This window comes from Candidatus Pandoraea novymonadis, from assembly GCF_003004665.1.
Taxonomy (GTDB): domain Bacteria; phylum Pseudomonadota; class Gammaproteobacteria; order Burkholderiales; family Burkholderiaceae; genus Pandoraea; species Pandoraea novymonadis.
The window spans coordinates 23,626-42,683 of record NZ_MUHY01000001.1 but is presented as its reverse complement, the minus strand read 5'-3'; the positions used below and the strand labels follow the sequence as shown (position 1 = coordinate 42,683).

Sequence of the window (19,058 nt, the reverse complement as noted above, 5' to 3'; positions counted from 1 at the left end):
TCGTTTAAACAAAACGATCGTACGTTGGACTAGAATTACGCGTAAAGGGGATGTCCACATGGAACTCGCGGGTAAGACCATCATACTCGGACTCACCGGCGGTATCAGCTGCTATAAATCAGCTGAACTGACTCGTTTACTAACCAAAGCAAGTGCCTCCGTGCAGGTGGTGATGACAGATTCAGCCACACAATTTATAACACCACTGACAATGCAAGCCCTCTCTGGGCGACCTGTCTTCACGAGTCAATGGGATACACGCATCGGGAATAATATGGCACACATTGACCTCTCTCGAAAAGCCGATGCAATTTTAATTGCTCCCGCCTCGACCAATTTTATCGCCAAACTAGCTAACGGTCTGTGTGATGATCTTCTCTCGACGCTATGCATTGCACGCGACGGACCATTACTAATCGCACCAGCTATGAATCTACAGATGTGGAGTCATCCCGCGACACAACGTAATGTGTCGCAGTTACGCTCCGATGGAGTGAGCATTATTGGTCCCGCTAACGGTGCACAAGCATGTGGTGAAATTGGTGATGGACGGATGCTAGAACCCGAAGATCTTTACGAAGCATTAGTGGGATTTTTCCAACAAAAGCTGTTGTCGGGGCGCCGTGTTCTTCTAACTGCAGGGCCGACCTTTGAACCTATCGATCCAGTACGAGGCCTGACCAATCTTTCGTCTGGCAAAATGGGGTTTGCATTAGCTCGTGCCGCACAACAAGCTGGTGCAGAAGTACATCTCATCTCTGGTCCAAGCGCACTGGCAACTCCATACGGTGTCAAGCGTTCAGATGTGCAAACTGCCCAGCAAATGTATGACTGCGCCATGGAAAATGTGGGGAACCAAGATCTTTTTATCGCCGTCGCCGCTGTGTCAGATTGGCGTGTATCTAATATTGCACGCCATAAAATCAAAAAAAAACACGATACAGATGTTCCTCAATTCTCATTCGTCCAAAATCCAGACATCCTTGCATCGATTGCAGCTTTACCACAGGCCCCATTCTGCATAGGATTTGCCGCGGAAAGTGATGATTTGGAGAAACATGCCGACGCCAAACGACGTCGAAAGAAAATTCCGCTATTGGTTGCCAATCTTGGTCCCACTACGTTCGGTCAGGATAATAACGAAGTTATCTTATTCGATGACACCGGTCAGCAACATTTCGCGCGCACTGATAAAGTGACGCTCGCGCGATTGCTGATTGCAGAAATAACGAAGCGCCTGCCCACGCAATCCAAAAAATAACATCGAAGTATTATGTGATATGGCAACATTCAAGAGAATATCATGCTCATTAAACGTTCAACGTCTAGAGCCCTTGAAATATTGAACGTTTAATGGATCTTAGATATCCCAGACCATTGATTCGTGAGCCGAGTATGAATGCGCTTATACACTTGCTCCACCTAGTCTAATGGATATCAAACAACACAGTCTACTCGGGCACTTTTTTTATTACGTAAAAACCATACTACATAAACCTTTGCTATGAAACTTGACGTTAAGATTCTAGATGCTCGCCTACGTGAGCAATTGCCAAAATATGCCACGCTCGGTAGCGCAGGTCTTGATCTACATGCTTGCATTGATACACCACTCACTATTAAAGATGGTCAAACCATATTAGTACCAACTGGCTTAGCGATACATCTCTCAAATCCAGAGTATGCTGGACTGATCCTGCCGCGGTCTGGCCTAGGGCACAATCACGGTATTGTGTTGGGTAATTTGATTGGATTAATAGATTCTGACTATCAAGGTGAATTAATGATTTCGGCATGGAATCGCAGCCAAAAATCCTTCATACTCAACCCCTTCGAACGCCTTGCTCAACTTGTGATTGTTCCAGTCATCCAGGCTCAACTCAATATTGTTAATGAATTCCCTAACAGTAAACGCGGCACAAAGGGTTTCGGCAGCACCGGAAAATAATAAATACTTAAAGAAAAGTCTGCTTAAGAATTCAAATATAGCAGCATCAACACACTTTAGCAGTCGCGGTGATCATGAAATCATATTTTGTTACACTTTTTTCCGCATCAGGATCAGAAGAGTCTCCTAGTGGGGCACAAACCGAGTCAATAATGTCGAAATGTCGAGGTTCGCGCAATAAGGCAGTAAATCACACTCGTGACCTACTGTTTTACTCTACATCGACTAGAATGATTTCATCCATTTTTTGCATCTAGATTTGTTAATAAGCCACATGTCTCGCCATTTCAGCACATTGCTCATCGTAAATGACTCAGCGTTTGCGATTTTCAGCATACTGCTCGCCATTCTACCGCTGCACGCAGCAGGAGAAACGAATATATACAGCGCTCTCCCCGTCATTCAGTTGTCTGCTGATTTTTTTCTCATTAGAACAGAAGTGGCTGCAAATAAGAGCGCTCGTGAACAAGGTCTGATGCATCGGACCATCCTACCAGAGAATCAAGGTATGCTCTTTATTTTCGAAAAACGTAATTATCACTGTTTCTGGATGAAGAATACCATGCTGCCACTATCTATCGGATTTCTTGATGATGATGGCACCATCCTCAACATCGAGGAAATGATCCCCAAAACGCAAAACACTCACTGCCCCCATAAACCAATCCTTTATGCCCTCGAAATGAACCAGGGCTGGTTCAGGAATAAAGGTATCCACCCAGGCAAAAAAATTACAGGCTTACCCGCTCATGCGATAAAAACACATGCATCAAAAACTCATGTGTACCCCTAAAAGAAAGAGGAGAATAAATCAAAATGACAGCCTCTAGTCCTGCAATACCATTTGCCCCCACAGCCTGTGCCAAGGATCAAAACGAACCGATAAATGAGGACTGGAATAGCATTGAAATGCTCAATGAGATAACAATCTTCTATCTAATTAGGTGCGAACAAATATAGAGAATCGATCAACGTGTGCCCTCATCACACTCATGCCCGGCGAATACCCTCTGTCGCAAGGGAACCCACGTAAGTAGGACAACGAAGAAAGTGTAGGAATCATCGTCTCCTACTCAGTGGCAGTACACGCATTACTATTTTCTAAAGGTCAAATTTCCTGGTTCCCCCTAGTAAGGGATCTACTGGTGTAAGAATTTTCATACATCATTCAAGATTACCGCAAAGACTAACAACTGCTAGAGCCGTTAAATGGTAAAGTGACTTTTTTGGCAGTTTCACTTCCTATGCTGGGTTTTGTAGCTTGATTTTTTCTGTTAAATTAAAAGTAAGTAGTGCCATTGTAAGTTGCAATGCTGGAACAAAAATTACCCGAAAGACCGTCACAAAGCAATCATGGAAACTTTCCATAGAAAAAAATATTAAGAAAAATTCTTCTCAGCAAATTCCCAATTAGCTAGCTTCCAGAAAGATTCGACAAACTTTGCCCGAACATTACGGTAATCAATGTAGTATGCATGCTCCCATACATCAATCGTCAAGAGTGGTCTATCTAAACCCGTCAATGGTGTGTCAGCATTGCTAGTATTGAGAATATCAACTGAACCGTCCATCTTCTTGACCAACCACGTCCAACCTGAGCCGAAGTTCCCCAAAGCTGACTTTGAAAAAGCATCCTTAAAGGAGTCGAACGATCCCCACCTTGCGTTGATCTCATCAGCCAAAGCACCCGTTGGAGTTTGATCAAACTTCGGCGACAAACTATGCCAAAAAAAGTTGTGATTCCAAACCTGGGCTGCATTGTTAAAAATGCTCCCTGACAAGTTCTTAATGACCTCCTCCAAACTCGCTTTTTCGAACTCCGTACCCTTAATAAGATTATTTAGGTTCGTCACATAAGTTTGATGGTGCTTACCATAATGAAATTCAAGCGTCTCTTGCGAGATGTATGGTTGAAGTGCATCTAGTGAATATGGCAGTTGAGGAAGCATATGTTCCATAGCATTTGTCCTTTTTGCTCTTGGAAAAAACCGACTTATATTCTTCGGAATGGGTGGATTCTAGACTGTTAGCCAAAACCTCGCAAATCACATGACCATTTGAATCCACTAGATACATACACAAAACGTATTTCGAAGAACACAATCATCGCCCGTCAATAACACGTGTTGAGAACATATTTAACGATATCAGCATACACGTGCTTCCTTCTTCAAAAAATATCGTCACACCTAACCTGAACCTCAGCAATCTCAATGTCGGCCGCCCCATCCGCCAATAGCAAAGTCACCTTCTGTCTACGTGTCAAACGATTTGGGTCACGTACAGGGTGTCCTTTCGAATCCAGAACAGCAGCATAACCACGCTGCAATGTGCGGCGCGGATTCAGCAACTCAAGCCGTACCGACAAATCATTCAAGTGTTTCATGTCACGATCAAATCGGTGCGAAACACTGCGTTTAGTACGGTGCAGGAGCCCCATGAGATCCATATGGTATGGAACAGTGTCTGGCGTAACTCGTGAAAGTCGAAGATGCAAAATATCGAATACGCTACACCATTTTGCGAATCGGCGTGTCAAGGTATGACGAATACAATCGCCAAAATGTAAAAGCGAACTACGGTGAATAGATAATCGCTCACGCGGGTTAACAAGTCTACGAGATAAATTATCTAGCTGCTGCGCTCGCTGTTCCAAGTTGCGTTCGATCGCACGCAATATACATCTTCGATCACGATCAAGTAGATGCAAATAAGAGTCACGAACCAAACTGACCATCTCCGCTGCTGCCGTCGGGGTCGGCGCGCGAACATCTGCAACAAAATCAGCAATTGTAAAATCTGTTTCGTGTCCAATGCCCGAAACAACTGGCAATACACTACGTATAATGGCCTGCGCAACAATTTCCTCATTAAAAGGCCATAAATCTTCGATTGAGCCACCACCCCGGCACAAAATTATTACATCAACTTCTTTACGAGCGTTGACCTTATCAAGGGTCATTGCTAACTTCAAAGCCGCATCAGCTCCTTGTACGGGAGTGGGATAAACAAACACCTGCACATGCGGTGCACGACGGGATAACGTCGTCAAGACATCACGCAGTGCAGCCGCTTGTAAAGAACTGACGACTCCAACTCGCCGGACAAAGCCGGGTAATGGACGCTTACGTTCAACATCGAATAACCCGGCACCCGCAAGCTTCTCTTTGAGCCGCAAGAATGCTTCATACAGATTACCCCTACCAGCACGTCTTATCGCCTGCACATTGAGCTGAACAGCACCGCGTGATACATACATCGACAGTAAAGCCCTCACCTCAACGAACTCCCCCTCACGCGGCGAATAATCCACGTACTGCGCGCGGCTACGGAACATAACACAACACATCTGTGCTGTAGCATCCTTGATCGAGAAATACCAATGCCCACTCGCTGCATGTATAACATTTGAAATTTCACCACTTACCCACGACAGCGGGAAATTTCGTTCTAGCACATCAGCAATTGTCTTGTTCAATTCCGAAACAGTAAATACTCGGTCACTAGTTCCAGTGCTACGGCTATCATCTAAAGAAAAATTCATAGAAATTCATTGTGAAATACACATGATCCTTTCAATCTATTTTTTAAAAAGTACATTTTTGAATCACCTAAATCGAAATTCATAAGTTATGATTTCAGATTAAAATACCATGAAAAAATAAAGCGTTTGCAAATGGCATTGCTTCATCACGTATCCCTCACATGCATGAAGCCAAATAATGATGAATAAATACCATCAGAGTCGCGGAAAAGCCATCGTACCTCGTCTATCGAGCTCAATCGTGCATAAAATGACCGCACAGTGGCAACGACATAGTTGGATAACTTGGCTACTTTTGCCGTTATCATGGATCTTTTTCACCATCTCCTCAATGCGGCGACTGTGCTTTCGTCTCGGATGTTATCGATCCAAACGATTGTCAGTTCCAACAGTAGTAGTCGGAAACCTAACCGTTGGTGGTACTGGGAAAACACCTGTTGTGATTGCCTTGATTGAAGTACTACGCAATGCAGGTTTTACCCCAGGAGTACTATCACGTGGTTATGGCGCCAGATTAACAGAACCACGGAGCGTCAAAGAGAACGATGTGGCAACCGATGTCGGTGACGAACCATTGCTGATCTATCATCGTACTGGAGCTCCTATCGTGGTCTGGCCATCACGAGTCGAGGGAGGTAAAAGCCTATTAGCAGAACATCCCGAATGTAATGTAATCATTTGCGATGATGGCTTACAGCACTACAAACTTGCACGTGATATAGAAATCGCCGTCTTTGACCACCGATTGGCTGGTAATGGTTTTCATCTCCCTGCTGGACCATTACGTGAACCATTGTCTAGACCGCGAGATGCCAATCTCGTTAACGATCCCTACGACACTCCTTTACCTCCATGGCCAAACACATGGCGACTGAACATTTCTCTCGGTGAAGCCTGGTGCGTGAGTCAACCCACACTACGCAGACCCCTCTCTTATTTTACAAACAATGAAGTCCTCGCCGCAGCTGGCATCGGTGCTCCAGAGCGCTTTTTCTTCTCACTACGGAATGCTGGCCTCACACTCCAAACGATGGCATTGGCCGATCATTTCGATTTTGCATACAATCCCTTTAAAACAGTCACGGCAAATACCATATTAATCACCGAAAAGGATGCAGTAAAATGTTTGTCTTGGTCGGATCCAAGATTGTGGGCAGTGTCTGCTTTTGCAGTACTCGATACACGCCTGGTATCCCTAGTTCTGGAGAAATTGAGTGGACACTCGACTGTTTGAAATTCTCGTTTGCCCGTTATGCAAAGGATCCTTGTTATATGATAAGAAATCACAGGAACTGATCTGCAACGTCGACAAACTCGCCTATCCAATTCGTGATCGTATTCCAGTTATGCTTGTCGATGAAGCACGTCAATTGGAAGAAGGTATAGTTGATTTATCATTAGCCAATAATTCTTGCAAGTGAATACACCACCACGTCTTCCCAACAGATCTAAAACAAATTTTGTCGCGGTCATTCCCGCACGACTTGCTTCGACACGTCTACCAAATAAACCACTTGCTAAACTAGCAGGAAAACCTATGGTAGTACACACCGCTCAAAGGGTATGCGAATCAGGCGCACAACGGGTAGTAATCGCCACAGACGCACAAAGTATAATTGACGCAGTCGCTCCTTATGGGTTTGAGGTACGCTTAACAAGCGTCAATCATACAAATGGAACAGACCGGGTCGCCGAAATCGTGGAACAATTCAATTGGTCTGATGAAACCATCGTTGTTAACGTACAAGGCGACGAGCCACTAATTAATCCATCGCTCATACACGATGTTGCTGCACATCTCGCAACCTATTCCGACTGTGCCTTAGCCACAGCAGCACATTCCATTGATAAAACCAGCGATATTTTCAACCCAAACGTTGTCAAAGTCGTACTAGATGCACATAATCGCGCTTTATATTTCTCACGTGCCCCAATTCCATGGGAACGTGATGCTTGGCAAACCGCTTTTTCGCAAATCTCTTACTTGTCTCTACCTAGCCTACCAGTATATCGACACATCGGCCTCTACGCCTACCGAGTATCATTTTTACGACGCTATCGAAATCTATCCAAAGCACCCATCGAAATTGCTGAATCCCTCGAACAGCTCCGTCCCATATGGCATGGAGAGCGGATTGCCGTTCTCCTCACAGAGAATGCACCGCCCACTAGTGTTGATACACCAGATGATTTAGTTCGTGTGCAGGCATTGCTAGAAGCGTAATTTGCGAGATCCTACATTGTCATCCAAACATTAATCACAATGAGCACCCCACTATGCTGTGACAACTCATCGACTAACAGTCATTCTAATTATGTGCGTCTGCCATTTTTTCTACAACTCACGCTCCAAATTCGTGAGCCAGCGAGTACAACGTGGCATAATCTCGAAGGTTATTATCTATCATCACACGCAGATTCCGGTGGAACGCCAAAAGATGGCGGAACGGGTACCATCACTAGCATTGTCAACCGGTTTCCCATACCCGCCGCAAATACAGCATTCACAAATCACACAAACTTCAGGAGTCATCAATGCGTTTGATTTTGTTGGGAGCACCCGGGGCAGGTAAGGGTACCCAAGCCAGTTTTATCAAAGAGAAATTCAATATTCCTCAAATCTCAACCGGTGAAATGTTGCGTGCTGCAATCAAAGCAGGCACTGCACTAGGCTTAGAAGCAAAGCAGTTCATGGACGCAGGTGACCTCGTACCTGATCAAGTCGTCATTGGCATGGTAAAGGAACGTTTGACACAAGCTGACTGCCAAAACGGCTACTTATTCGATGGCTTCCCGCGTACGATTCCGCAAGCACAAGCGCTTAAATATGCAGGAGTTACAATCGATTTTGTGCTAGAAATAGATGTCCCTTTCAATGAAATTATTGAACGTATGAGCGGTCGTCGCATGCATCCGGCATCGGGTCGCACCTACCACATCAAATTCAATCCTCCGAAGATCGATGGCTTAGACAATGTGACGGGTGAACCATTAGTTCAGAGAGATGACGACAAGGAAGAAACCGTTAAAAAACGGCTTGACATCTATGAGTCACAAACCAAACCACTAGTAGCCTACTATTCAGCCTGGGCACAAGATAATGAAAGTGACACCAATGTAGCTGTCCCACAATATCGAAAAATTTCTGGCCTCGGAAGCGTCGACGACATTCGATTACGAGTGTTCCAAGCATTGAAATAACTCAATCATCTCTCATCCATCTTATACAAAATCCGCTGCCCACCAGGAAAAATGAACAGGCAAATAGACGCCTCTAAAAATTTAGGATAATCAGATGTTGGAAACATGAAACACCTGAATTAAATATAGAAGTAGATACTTTCATCAGAAAATAAAACTATTTTCTGATGAAAGTAGGAATTTTATCAATAAGGCAAACGCATGCAACACTTTTTTAGTGACAAATTTATTACATCGAAGCCAAGTTAACCAACCGGAAGGTCGTGCATGCAAACCTCGCAGAACGAATGTTGTTCTGCGAGCGCCGCTATTAGTACTATAGCAATCTCATGAAAGACTACTCTAGAAGATAGCAAATGCGTACGATGTTTTTCTTTTCCTAGATGTCCCGCTAGTAACTATGAGCAACCTTCTTTTATTTAGTTCATACTCACCGAGTAGTACAAACAACATCACATGATCGCAATAAAAATTTGGGGAAGAAAAAATCTCTCAAAACCGCAATCTGCCATACTGATCAATCTCTTCTGCAATAGCAGTTCTAGGATATGAAGATGGTGCGGAGTCGAAAAAATACTATGTGTAAGTAGCTTTCATCCTACCTAACAGAGGAAAAGAAATGGCAGAAAATTATGATTTTTACAATGCTCATAACATCCATTGGCGACCTCAAAAATTCGAAAAAATTGATGTGAAAATCAACTTGATTTTCACATCAAAAAAATCTGTATCAATATTTAATCAATCGAAGCAAATCAAGCTACATCCCTCCGAAAAAATGAAAAATTAAAGCCCATAACAAACAGTGCCAAAAAATATATGACACCGCATAGCAAAAGACTCCCACTTAACAATGCAACACGCATAAATGGGTGCTGACCCAAAGCGATCCAATCAAAACTTTGTGCAAACCATAGCAACATCCCCGATAGCAAAAGACAAGCAGCCAACAATTGTGCAAAAAAAAGCCGCCAACCAGAAGCAGGACGGTAAATACCTCTCCGATAAAGTCCAACAAATAGTAAAGCTGCATTCATGCAAGCACCAACGCCAATAGAAAGGGTCAATCCCGCATGCGCAAACCAACGTACAAATAATAGATTAGCCAATTGTGTCGCGATTAACACCAACACCGCAATTTTGACCGGAGTCTTAATATCTCGCTTGGCGTAGAAAGCAGATGCAAGAATCTTAATTAGAATTAATCCAACAAGCCCAATGCCATAAGCCGTAAGCGCATGTGCAGTCATCAATACGTCATGGGCATCAAAATGACCATACTGATAAATCGTCGCAGTCAACGGTTCAGCATAAATGAATAAACTAACAGCACTGGGAGTAGCCAATAAAAAAGTTAGTCGCAACCCCCAATCTAATAGTGACGAATAGGTATTGGGATCACCATCCGCATGGGCAGTGGAAAGATTCGGCAGAAGAATTGTACCTAATGCTACGCCTAACAATGCCGTTGGAAACTCCATTAAGCGATCTGCATACGCAAGCCACGACACACTGCCCTGCGTCAAACGCGAGGCAATATTAGTGTTAATCATCAAACTAACCTGCGCAATAGACACAGCAAGGGTTGCTGGAAGCATCTGTGACATCACACGCTTCACCCCTTGATGACTCCAAGCTGCACGAATATCAAATGAAATACGCGGGATCATTCCGATATTAGAGAGTGCGGGCAGCTGAATCGATAGCTGTAAGATACCTCCTGCTATCACACCATAGGCCAAAGCGTAAACTGGTGTCTCTAGATGCGGTGCCACCCACAAAGATGCAAAGATTGAACTCACATTCAAAAGTACTGGTGCAAAAGCAGGCAAGGAAAACTGACGCCAAGCATTTAAGACACCAGCTCCCAATGTTGTTAAGGAAATTAATACAATGTATGAAAACATCACACGTGTCATGAAAATAGCAGCATCAAAAATCCCTTCTTCGCGTGATAAACCTGTAGCCACCACATAAACCACACCAGTAGCGCCTAGAACACCAGTGAAAGTCAAAAGCAATAGAATCCAGAAAAGAATTGTAGCAACCGCATCAATAAAACGCTTGGTTTCATTCTGGCCTTGCTGTGTCTTATACTCAGCCAAAATCGGTAAAAAAGCCTGTGAAAAAGCACCTTCCGCAGATAAACGACGCAACAAATTAGGGATACGGAAGGCAACATTGTAAGCATCTGTCATCGGACCGGCCCCAAACATTCGGGCAATCAAAATTTCACGAAATAAACCAGTGATGCGTGATAGCATCGTAAACCCGCTGACCATAGCGAAAGCTTTGAGTAAATTCATATCTTTCGGTTACATTATTGAAAATCTTGGATCTAGCAAAAGAATTTCTAGTAAATTTCTCTATTTTTAGATAGACGAATCAAGGAAGATAACTTTCATTGAAGCCTGCGTTCCAGGAGCAGTGAGTTCAAAAATCAATTTAAGAGAATTCCGCGTTCATTCGGTCGCCCTCGTCCCTATCAAAACTTCTTGAACTATCAACCCACCCCGTAACAGATAAGTAAGAGAAAGAAAAAACCCGCAATTGCGGGTTTTTTCTTTCTCTTACTAGGTCGAGGTACTTATACAACAACAGTCATTCTTTTGACCGCGGAGGATAGACGGCTCTTTTGACGTGCTGCGGTATTCTTATGCACAATCTTCTTATCAGCAATAATGTCAATCGTCTTAGTTGACACACGCAAGATCTGTCTAGCCGCAGCTTGATCACCAGCTGCTATAGCTTTACGCACAGCCTTAATAGCTGTACGCAAACGCGAGCGTAATGCCGAATTATGTGCGTTTATCCTGACAGTTTGACGAGCGCGCTTACGTGCTTGAACGGTATTTGCCATGTTCTTAAATTCCTTGAATTTCTCCGCCTTATGCGGTTATGCGGCCTATGCAGTGTTATCTGAAATTGACGCGGCTTCCCGGAAAAATAGGATATGGACCAGGAAGCAATCCGCTGATGCACAGCTTTTCATTATAGCTCAAATATTTAAAAACCGGCAATAATCAATAATGATTGAATAATTTTTTTGATAATGGATGACTTTACTATATGGGAAAGCTTCTTTTAGAAGTACTCTGGATTACTGCTGCACATTACTTAATACACAAAGAATCAACAGACACTCACCAGTCCAGGCTATCCCAACATTGAGGCTTGATCAGCCAAACTACACTCAGAATACGACGTCCTTGAACTCCATTGAAGTCTTATGTCAATGCGAAATAACCACTCAAAATCGCTCAACATTTACAATTTATCCAATAACATTACCCTATATCCAAACCTCACATCGCTATATGACAAAAAAATACAACAAAACACAACCTGCCCCATCCGTTGAATCGCCTTTCACCAATACAATACAGTTGCCCTCAGCACCAACCCAGTAAGCATACTCAATCCACAAAAAGCATGTCACCAGACCCATAATATCTGACAACCAAATTAGAGAATATCACTCTTCACCAATTTTTCTTGCTTCACAGCCAACAGCAAATCACTGAGACTCAGATCATAAAATCTGCTTCCCCACCCACCAAGCAATCCCCGAGATAAAGGCTGATGCTGGAATCGTCAGAATCCAAGCCCAAACTATATTGCCGGCAACACCCCAACGTACAGCAGCAAGTCTACGCGTAGCTCCCACACCAACGATAGCACCAGTAATCGTATGTGTCGTCGAGACGGGGACACCTAGCCAAGATGCAAAAAATAGTGTGAATGCACCCCCAGCCTCAGCACAGAATCCACCTACTGGCTTAAGCTTGGTTATCTTCTGCCCCATGGTGTGAACAATGCGCCAACCGCCAAACATCGTACCGAAACCAATCGCCAGATGACAGGAGACAATAACCCATACCGGAGGTTCTATCTCTGACTGTGGCCATAGACCAGCAGTGATCAAAAGCATCCAGATAATACCAATAGTCTTCTGAGCATCGTTACCCCCATGCCCCAGACTGTATAAACCTGCAGAAACCAGTTGCAAACGACGGAACCAACCCTCCACCTTGGATGGTGGAGTACGAAAAAATGGCCACGACACCAACAACATGCAGAATGAACCCAATACGAACCCAAGTAGCGGTGATAGAAAAATAAATGTCACAGTCTGAAGCAAACCCTTCGCCACCAATGAACCCGTTCCCGCTTTAGCTACCGCAGCACCCAACAACCCACCGATCAAAGCATGTGAAGAACTCGACGGAATACAGTAATACCAAGTGATAATATTCCATACAATAGCCCCGATCAATGCACCAAAAATTACATAATGATCAACAACCTCAGGATGCACTGTACCCTTGCCAACAGTAGCTGCAACCTTCAAATGAAATACAAAAAGAGCAAGTATATTAAAAAACGCCGCAAAAGCGACGGCCTGATGAGGTTTCATCACACCTGTCGAAATTACTGTTGCAATCGAATTAGCAGCGTCATGAAAACCATTCATAAAATCGAAAATGATCGCCAGCGCAATAAGCAATCCAACTGACCATAAACTGATGTGGAGCGTTGCCATTTATTTTTCTCCACTCATGCATTTTCGAGCACAATGCCCTCAATAATATTAGCAACATCCTCACACTTATCAGTCATCGATTCAAGCAATTCTGATACTGCTTTTAGCTTTATTAAGTTCTTGACGTCATTTTCTTCACGGAAAAGTTTTGACAAAGCTGTCCTCAATAAACGATCAGCCTCAGATTCAAGGAGGTCAATGTCTTCACAACATTTAAGGATCTCCGGTGCCCGATCAAGATCATGCAATAGTGCGACGGCGTTTTGCACCTGTTCACAGCAAATTACACAGATATTACCGAGATCCTTCGCGTCCTGTGTCAAGCCATTAATGGCATACATCGAAATAGCAGTAGCGACGTCCTCCATGAGATCGAGGATATCATCCATCGTACTGATAAGTTTATGTATTTCATCACGATCAAACGGTGTGATAAATGTCTTGTGCATCAAGTCAATAGTTTCGTGCGTAATGCGGTCTGCCCTTTTTTCATAATTTTGCACAGCGGCAATGTGTGGTCCAGCATTCGGTAAATCACTGATCATTGCGGCTAGCTCACGGCTGGCTGAAACCATGCACTCAGCATGCTGGTTGAATAGGTCAAAAAACTTTCCTTCAGTAGGCATGAAGCGACCGAACATTCTGGAAAACTCCGAATAATTAGAGATAGACACATCTATGCGACAAAAAAGTCGCCATATTGTACTCTGTTAAAATCAAATAGATCAGATAGATGCTTTACGAAAAAGACTATTAATCCGATCTACCCACATTATAAGCACTCGCAAAATTATCAAATCTTGTATACGCTCCAATGAAGGTCAAACGCACCGTACCAATGGGACCGTTACGCTGTTTGCCTATAATGATCTCAGCACTACCCTTGTCAAGAGAATCAGGGTTATAAACTTCATCGCGATAGATGAAAAAAATAATGTCTGCATCCTGTTCGATAGCTCCTGACTCTCGCAAATCAGACATGACTGGACGCTTATTTGGACGTTGCTCAAGACTGCGGTTGAGTTGTGATAACGCAATAACTGGAACATTCAATTCCTTAGCCAAAGCTTTCAACGAACGCGAAATTTCGGAAATTTCAGTTGCCCGGTTTTCTCCGACACCCGAGCCACTCATTAGCTGCAAATAATCGATGATTATCAGTCCGAGTCTGCCACACTGCCTGGCCAAACGACGTGCGCGAGCACGCAACTCTATCGGAGTTAATGCGGGTGTTTCATCAACAAACAATTGTGTTTCACTCATTTTTTGCATTGCATGCGTCAACTTTGGCCAGTCCTCATCTGCCAGCTTGCCAGTACGCAAGCGATGCTGATCAAGACGTCCAACTGAACCTAGCATACGCATTGCAAGCTGAGTACCCGGCATTTCCATCGAGAATACTGCCACAGGCAATCCTTCTTCAACAGCAATATGTTCCCCAATATTCATTGAAAAGGTTGTTTTTCCCATTGATGGACGACCAGCTACAACCACCAAGTCACCTCCATGCAAACCAGAGGTCATCTTGTCGATGTCAATGAAACCTGTGGGAATACCTGTAATATCGCTAACACCGTCGCGATGATAAAGATCATCGATACGCTCGACTACTTGCGTAAGTAACGACTGCAATTCCGAGAAACCTTTTGTACCACGCGCGCCCTCTTCAGCAATCGCGAACACTTTAGATTCGGCCTCATCAAGCATCTGTCTTACTTCCTTACCTTGTGGGTTAAAAGCATCAGAAGCAATTTCATCTGCGATCGTCACAAGCTTACGAAGCACTGCGCGATCGCGGACTATTTCGGCATATCGACGAATATTGGCTGCACTGGGCGTATTTTGTGCAAGCGCATTGAGATAGACAATTCCACCAACATCCTCAGCTTTGCCAACGGTCATCAGAGACTCAAAGACAGTGATGACATCAACAGGCCTGTCGCGAGCAATAAGGCGACCAATATGATTGTAAATCAGGCGGTGATCGTATCGATAAAAATCAGATTCACTAAGAAAATCACCAATCCTATCCCAGGCTGAGTTATCGAGCAAAAGTCCTCCAAGGACGGACTGCTCAGCCTCAACAGAGTGAGGCGGAATCTTAAGTGATTCGAGCTGTGGATCAGGAACGTTCATGCCCGTCATTATATATTGAGGTCCATTACGGTCAGATATCTTCTGAACGAAGACAGCATACTTTCGCACCTACCTCCCATAATAAATAAGAAAGAAAAATAAATAACAAACATAAAAAAACGGAAGCCAACTGTATGGCTCCCGTTTCGGGGCAATAAAAACCACCTTAGGCATTTTGACCCAATACTGCCACTGTTACATCAACTGTAACGTCCGTGTGTAAAACTACTTGTACTGAGAAGTCACCCACGGTCTTCAAAAGACCATTTGGAAGACGAACTTGCGCCTTCTCGATATGAACAACATCCTGAGCACTTATCGCCTCAGCTATATCGGCATTCGTAACGGAACCGAATAGACGACCATCAACACCAGCCTTCTTCAAAATTTGCACAGTCATGCCAGCAAACTTCTCACCAACCGCTTTTGCAGCACTCAATTTCTCAGCAGCAACCTTTTCGAGTTCAGCACGTCGAACTTGAAATTCAGTAATAGTGTCCTTCGTGGCACGACGTGCTTTCTTTTTCGGAATAAGGAAGTTACGAGCAAACCCATCCTTTACCTTAACGATATCGCCAAGACCACCTAAATTGATGACTTTTTCTAACAGAATCACTTGCATTTTCTATACTCCTTCGTCAAGCGCTTATGCTTAAGCAGCATGCAGATCAGTATACGGTATGAGTGCGAGGAAACGTGCGCGTTTGATCGCAGTATCGAGTTGGCGCTGATAATGCGCCTTCGTACCGGTCAAACGAGCAGGTGTGATCTTGCCGTTCTCACCAATAAAGTCTCTTAGCATTTCAACGTCTTTATAATCAATTTTATCCACACCTGCCACTGTGAAACGACAGAATTTCTTCCGCTTAAACAACAGATTTTGCTGTTGGCGACGACGATCAAACTTTTTATTTTTACCATTAGGACGTGGCATATTCAATCCTTCTCAATCTCTTGTAATGCTGTAATGTGAAACAAAAAAATGGAGCTATTCCGATGTTTTTTCGCCAAAAAACCCAACCAGAGAACTCGCCTATCGAGTCCAAGGTCAATAATTTTTTCGCTGATTGGACCAATAGCAACGGCCGGCATCGAGAACTCAACATGACGAGGCATCCCCGCCTCTTTAACTGCTCCTGCATAACTCAAGGTAATATCAATGACAGGGAATCCAATCGGTGTGTAGCGAATCACACCAATTTCGAGAATACTCGCTTCGATTCTTAGGTGGTTCACCCATCAATATCCCGTTGTCAATCACTAGCTTGATGTCATCTATTTCCAATTACAAAACCGAAGTTTCAGTTGCAGGAACGATAACTGCTTTCTTGGATTCTTCGCGAATGACTTCCTTCATCATTGGTGACGGAGCAGTTTCAGCTTGCTTCATACGCACAACGAGGTGACGCAAAACAGCATCGTTGAACTTAAAAGCATGCTCAAGTTCAACCAGAGTCTCTTGATCACACTCGATATTCAAGCACACATAATGAGCCTTCGCCAGCTTCTCGATCATATACGCCAATTGGCGACGTCCCCAATCTTCAACACGGTGGACCTTCCCTTCACGAGCAGTCACCATGCCACGATAACGTGTAATCATAGAAGTAACTTGCTCGCTTTGATCGGGGTGAACAATAAATACGACTTCATAATGGCGCATATGATCTCCTTATGGAAAAAGCCGCCTGAACGCCAAAATCAGTACGGCAAGGTTTCGGTTTCAAAAAACTTTCATTCTAATTTCCTTAATCACTCCTATCAAGGACTTTGATCAACCTTCCCAAAACATTCAATTAAGCATTTCAAATACAGAAGATAAAAGTTTGAGGATCTCTCTTGCATCGTCCATCTCGTTCAAAATGATTGGAAAACACCTCGAATCAATAGTCCAAAACATTGAGATTGAAAAAATATTAGAAAAAGGTTCAGTTTTAAATAATCGCAAACAAGTCGCGAGGCTTTATGACGCCATAACTAGCGCAATAGCGCTTGGCGACATTTTAAATCAATTAGCAGAAAAATATCCCAAGAAAAATCGAATCGTCTGTGAGCATTTCTTGAACTGAGATACTGATGCAAAGTATATCGACTCCAACGGACCAAGAAATATTTATTTAAACTTTAATTTTACACTCAGAGTCAACACATCATGACAGAGACCCTACCTGAATACCAATATTTTCCTAGTAAGTCAGATGACATATCTGCGCTAGGTATTCAAATCTTACTCAGTCATCATCGACCAAAATCTAGAAATATATCATCAGTTCCCAGATACAAAAAATTTCCGCAGTCGCTTTAGAATAAGGCTAGTAACGATCAAATAGCGATTGTAAACGGACATGTGGAATACCTGCCTGCAAAGCAAGCATCAAAAGTACTCGAGCTTTGTAAGGAGGCAGGTTACCTGAACTAATAAAGTCATACTGATCATCTAACGCAGCTGCATTTCGCATCACATGACCACTTCCAACACGAGAAGAGCGTACGACAGCAACACCACGCTGAACTGCTGCCGACAAAGCCTGTTGCAAGACACTGTGCAAAGAACCGTTGCCCGTACCAGCAACAACAAGACCACGGACACCTGCTTCAACCAAGGAATCAACGGGAATCCGGGAAACCCCAGCATAGCTCGAAACGACCTCAACCATGGGCAGTTCTCCCATCGCCCCTATGAATTCGCTCTCAATTGAGTGAAACCGCAAGGGCATCCGCTGAAAAGCCACACGGTTATCTTGTACCCACCCCAACAGACCGACCTCAGGCGAATAAAATGCATCGACAGCATATGTGCTGGTCTTAACAACATCGCGCGCGCAATGAATCTGATTGTTCATAGCCACTAACACTCCCCGCCCACTGGAAATCGGATTCGCCGCCACACAAACCGCATTGAGTAAATTAAGCGGACCATCTGAGGACAAAGCCGTCGCAGGACGCATCGCTGCTGTGATGACAACAGGTTTATGGCTATTTAATGTGAGATGGAGATAATATGCTGTCTCTTCTAAAGTGTCTGTGCCATGCGTAATGACAGCACCTGCAATATCAGGCTGAGCAAGAACTGCATTAAGCCGAAATGCAATTTTCTGCCACAAAGTGCACGTCATATCTTTACTATCCATCTGAGCAACTTGCTCAGCTTGAATTTTCGCGACCTGCTCTAACTGCGGCAAAGAAAATAACAAATCCTGCACGCCGAGAGCACCTGCTTGATAACCAGTGGTGCGTGTTGCATCTGGAGAGCTACCAGCGATTGTACCGCCCGTTGCAAGAATGGCAATCCGCGGCAATTCAGCTGTCGATGCTGGGAAATGCGTCTGAGGGTTTGTAATGGTCAGTGTCATGGGAGTATTGTAACGAATACAGTACCCTACAGTACATAGGTTAGATGACGCCAATCCCCTCTTTCAAAAACACTAAAGACAAGTAATTAAGTTGTAAATGCCAACTATTCAATCAATTGACTGAAAATATATTGGATTCTCAATCTCGATCTTAAAAAATCAACGATCCATGAAAAATTTCAATACCTCCCCAACAATGTCGTAATGTCGTTTGCTCTAACTAGAATAGTGATAATCGTTGAACATAAATTTCTCAACATGTTTTTCGATACAAAATAGAAATTCCAATACTACAAAAAGCAGTCTACGGCTAGACAAGTAGAAATTACTATG

At 43.7% G+C, this 19,058-nt stretch carries 20 protein-coding genes; 8 read left to right on the top strand and 12 right to left on the bottom strand.

Annotated features, from left to right (window positions below):
* Positions 1–58: 58 nt before the first annotated feature.
* The 3 genes from coaBC to BZL35_RS00185 all read left to right on the top strand — a co-directional run bounded on the left by coaBC (position 59) and on the right by BZL35_RS00185 (position 2,741).
* Positions 59–1,261: a bifunctional phosphopantothenoylcysteine decarboxylase/phosphopantothenate--cysteine ligase CoaBC gene (gene coaBC / locus BZL35_RS00195; RefSeq protein ID WP_106181692.1), complete on the top strand. Its 1,203-nt coding sequence runs from the start codon at positions 59–61 to the stop codon at positions 1,259–1,261.
* 243 nt (positions 1,262–1,504) lie between these two features.
* Positions 1,505–1,948 carry a dUTP diphosphatase gene (gene dut / locus BZL35_RS00190; RefSeq protein ID WP_106181689.1) on the top strand — a complete coding sequence of 148 codons (444 nt, stop codon included), beginning with the start codon at positions 1,505–1,507 and terminating at the stop codon, positions 1,946–1,948.
* Positions 1,949–2,222: 274 nt separating this feature from the next.
* Positions 2,223–2,741, top strand: a complete 519-nt coding sequence (locus BZL35_RS00185; RefSeq protein ID WP_106181687.1) for a DUF192 domain-containing protein — start codon at positions 2,223–2,225, stop codon at positions 2,739–2,741.
* A gap of 586 nt (positions 2,742–3,327) precedes the next feature.
* Here BZL35_RS00185 and BZL35_RS00180 read toward each other — a convergent pair.
* Both BZL35_RS00180 and xseA read right to left on the bottom strand, forming a co-directional pair.
* A complete protein-coding gene (locus BZL35_RS00180) occupies positions 3,328–3,906 on the bottom strand; it encodes a superoxide dismutase (RefSeq protein ID WP_106181685.1) in 579 nt (192 codons plus the stop codon).
* Positions 3,907–4,118: 212 nt separating this feature from the next.
* Positions 4,119–5,492, bottom strand: coding sequence for an exodeoxyribonuclease VII large subunit (gene xseA / locus BZL35_RS00175; RefSeq protein WP_106181682.1), 1,374 nt, complete (start codon positions 5,490–5,492; stop codon positions 4,119–4,121).
* A gap of 250 nt (positions 5,493–5,742) precedes the next feature.
* On the opposite strand from xseA, the gene lpxK reads away from it, so the two are divergent.
* The 5 genes from lpxK to adk are packed head-to-tail and all read left to right on the top strand — an operon-like array spanning position 5,743 to position 8,693.
* Positions 5,743–6,726 carry a tetraacyldisaccharide 4'-kinase gene (lpxK, locus tag BZL35_RS00170; protein WP_245916328.1) on the top strand — a complete coding sequence of 328 codons (984 nt, stop codon included), beginning with the start codon at positions 5,743–5,745 and terminating at the stop codon, positions 6,724–6,726.
* Positions 6,707–6,913, top strand: a complete 207-nt coding sequence (locus BZL35_RS00165) for a Trm112 family protein (RefSeq protein ID WP_106181680.1) — start codon at positions 6,707–6,709, stop codon at positions 6,911–6,913. The genes lpxK and BZL35_RS00165 overlap by 20 nt, the downstream gene beginning before the upstream one ends.
* A complete protein-coding gene (gene kdsB / locus BZL35_RS00160) occupies positions 6,910–7,716 on the top strand; it encodes a 3-deoxy-manno-octulosonate cytidylyltransferase (protein ID WP_106182794.1) in 807 nt (268 codons plus the stop codon). The genes BZL35_RS00165 and kdsB overlap by 4 nt, the downstream gene beginning before the upstream one ends.
* A 39-nt stretch (positions 7,717–7,755) precedes the next feature.
* Entirely contained in the window at positions 7,756–8,037 is a 282-nt protein-coding gene (locus BZL35_RS04980) for a hypothetical protein (protein ID WP_146128566.1), read from the top strand.
* Positions 8,028–8,693, top strand: a complete 666-nt coding sequence (adk, locus tag BZL35_RS00155; RefSeq protein WP_106181678.1) for an adenylate kinase — start codon at positions 8,028–8,030, stop codon at positions 8,691–8,693. Before BZL35_RS04980 ends, adk begins: the two co-directional genes overlap by 10 nt.
* Positions 8,694–9,448: 755 nt before the next feature.
* On the opposite strand, the gene murJ is transcribed toward adk, so the two are convergent.
* The 10 genes from murJ to BZL35_RS00100 all read right to left on the bottom strand — a co-directional run bounded on the left by murJ (position 9,449) and on the right by BZL35_RS00100 (position 18,725).
* Complete coding sequence (gene murJ / locus BZL35_RS00150; RefSeq protein WP_106181675.1) at positions 9,449–10,999, bottom strand: murein biosynthesis integral membrane protein MurJ; 1,551 nt, start codon at positions 10,997–10,999, stop codon at positions 9,449–9,451.
* Between the two features lie 281 nt (positions 11,000–11,280).
* Positions 11,281–11,553 (bottom strand): 30S ribosomal protein S20, encoded by a 273-nt coding sequence (gene rpsT / locus BZL35_RS00145; RefSeq protein ID WP_106181673.1) that lies wholly within the window; start codon positions 11,551–11,553, stop codon positions 11,281–11,283.
* 672 nt (positions 11,554–12,225) lie between these two features.
* Entirely contained in the window at positions 12,226–13,236 is a 1,011-nt protein-coding gene (locus BZL35_RS00140; RefSeq protein WP_106181671.1) for an inorganic phosphate transporter, read from the bottom strand.
* Positions 13,237–13,250: 14 nt separating this feature from the next.
* Complete coding sequence (locus BZL35_RS00135) at positions 13,251–13,877, bottom strand: DUF47 domain-containing protein (protein ID WP_106181668.1); 627 nt, start codon at positions 13,875–13,877, stop codon at positions 13,251–13,253.
* Positions 13,878–13,989: 112 nt separating this feature from the next.
* Positions 13,990–15,372: a replicative DNA helicase gene (locus tag BZL35_RS00130; RefSeq protein ID WP_106182793.1), complete on the bottom strand. Its 1,383-nt coding sequence runs from the start codon at positions 15,370–15,372 to the stop codon at positions 13,990–13,992.
* A gap of 166 nt (positions 15,373–15,538) precedes the next feature.
* Entirely contained in the window at positions 15,539–15,994 is a 456-nt protein-coding gene (rplI, locus tag BZL35_RS00125) for a 50S ribosomal protein L9 (RefSeq protein WP_106181666.1), read from the bottom strand.
* A 30-nt stretch (positions 15,995–16,024) separates the two neighbouring features.
* A complete protein-coding gene (gene rpsR / locus BZL35_RS00120; protein WP_106181663.1) occupies positions 16,025–16,306 on the bottom strand; it encodes a 30S ribosomal protein S18 in 282 nt (93 codons plus the stop codon).
* 2 nt (positions 16,307–16,308) lie between these two features.
* Positions 16,309–16,608 carry a primosomal replication protein N gene (gene priB / locus BZL35_RS00115; protein WP_106181661.1) on the bottom strand — a complete coding sequence of 100 codons (300 nt, stop codon included), beginning with the start codon at positions 16,606–16,608 and terminating at the stop codon, positions 16,309–16,311.
* Between the two features lie 49 nt (positions 16,609–16,657).
* Positions 16,658–17,035: a 30S ribosomal protein S6 gene (rpsF, locus tag BZL35_RS00110; protein ID WP_106181658.1), complete on the bottom strand. Its 378-nt coding sequence runs from the start codon at positions 17,033–17,035 to the stop codon at positions 16,658–16,660.
* Positions 17,036–17,684: 649 nt separating this feature from the next.
* A complete protein-coding gene (locus tag BZL35_RS00100; RefSeq protein WP_106181653.1) occupies positions 17,685–18,725 on the bottom strand; it encodes an asparaginase in 1,041 nt (346 codons plus the stop codon).
* Positions 18,726–19,058: the final 333 nt, after the last annotated feature.

Coding starts and splice junctions, on each gene's coding strand:
- BZL35_RS00100 (WP_106181653.1), bottom strand. CDS start 18,725: ATGACACTGACCATTACAAACCCTCAGACGCATTTCCCAGCATCGACA.
- BZL35_RS00130 (WP_106182793.1), bottom strand. CDS start 15,372: ATGAACGTTCCTGATCCACAGCTCGAATCACTTAAGATTCCGCCTCAC.
- rpsR (WP_106181663.1), bottom strand. CDS start 16,306: ATGCCACGTCCTAATGGTAAAAATAAAAAGTTTGATCGTCGTCGCCAA.
- BZL35_RS00185 (WP_106181687.1), top strand. CDS start 2,223: ATGTCTCGCCATTTCAGCACATTGCTCATCGTAAATGACTCAGCGTTT.
- rpsT (WP_106181673.1), bottom strand. CDS start 11,553: ATGGCAAATACCGTTCAAGCACGTAAGCGCGCTCGTCAAACTGTCAGG.
- BZL35_RS00140 (WP_106181671.1), bottom strand. CDS start 13,236: ATGGCAACGCTCCACATCAGTTTATGGTCAGTTGGATTGCTTATTGCG.
- xseA (WP_106181682.1), bottom strand. CDS start 5,492: ATGAATTTTTCTTTAGATGATAGCCGTAGCACTGGAACTAGTGACCGA.
- murJ (WP_106181675.1), bottom strand. CDS start 10,999: ATGAATTTACTCAAAGCTTTCGCTATGGTCAGCGGGTTTACGATGCTA.
- dut (WP_106181689.1), top strand. CDS start 1,505: ATGAAACTTGACGTTAAGATTCTAGATGCTCGCCTACGTGAGCAATTG.
- BZL35_RS04980 (WP_146128566.1), top strand. CDS start 7,756: ATGAGCACCCCACTATGCTGTGACAACTCATCGACTAACAGTCATTCT.
- rplI (WP_106181666.1), bottom strand. CDS start 15,994: ATGCAAGTGATTCTGTTAGAAAAAGTCATCAATTTAGGTGGTCTTGGC.
- lpxK (WP_245916328.1), top strand. CDS start 5,743: ATGACCGCACAGTGGCAACGACATAGTTGGATAACTTGGCTACTTTTG.
- rpsF (WP_106181658.1), bottom strand. CDS start 17,035: ATGCGCCATTATGAAGTCGTATTTATTGTTCACCCCGATCAAAGCGAG.
- BZL35_RS00180 (WP_106181685.1), bottom strand. CDS start 3,906: ATGGAACATATGCTTCCTCAACTGCCATATTCACTAGATGCACTTCAA.
- coaBC (WP_106181692.1), top strand. CDS start 59: ATGGAACTCGCGGGTAAGACCATCATACTCGGACTCACCGGCGGTATC.
- adk (WP_106181678.1), top strand. CDS start 8,028: ATGCGTTTGATTTTGTTGGGAGCACCCGGGGCAGGTAAGGGTACCCAA.
- BZL35_RS00135 (WP_106181668.1), bottom strand. CDS start 13,877: ATGTTCGGTCGCTTCATGCCTACTGAAGGAAAGTTTTTTGACCTATTC.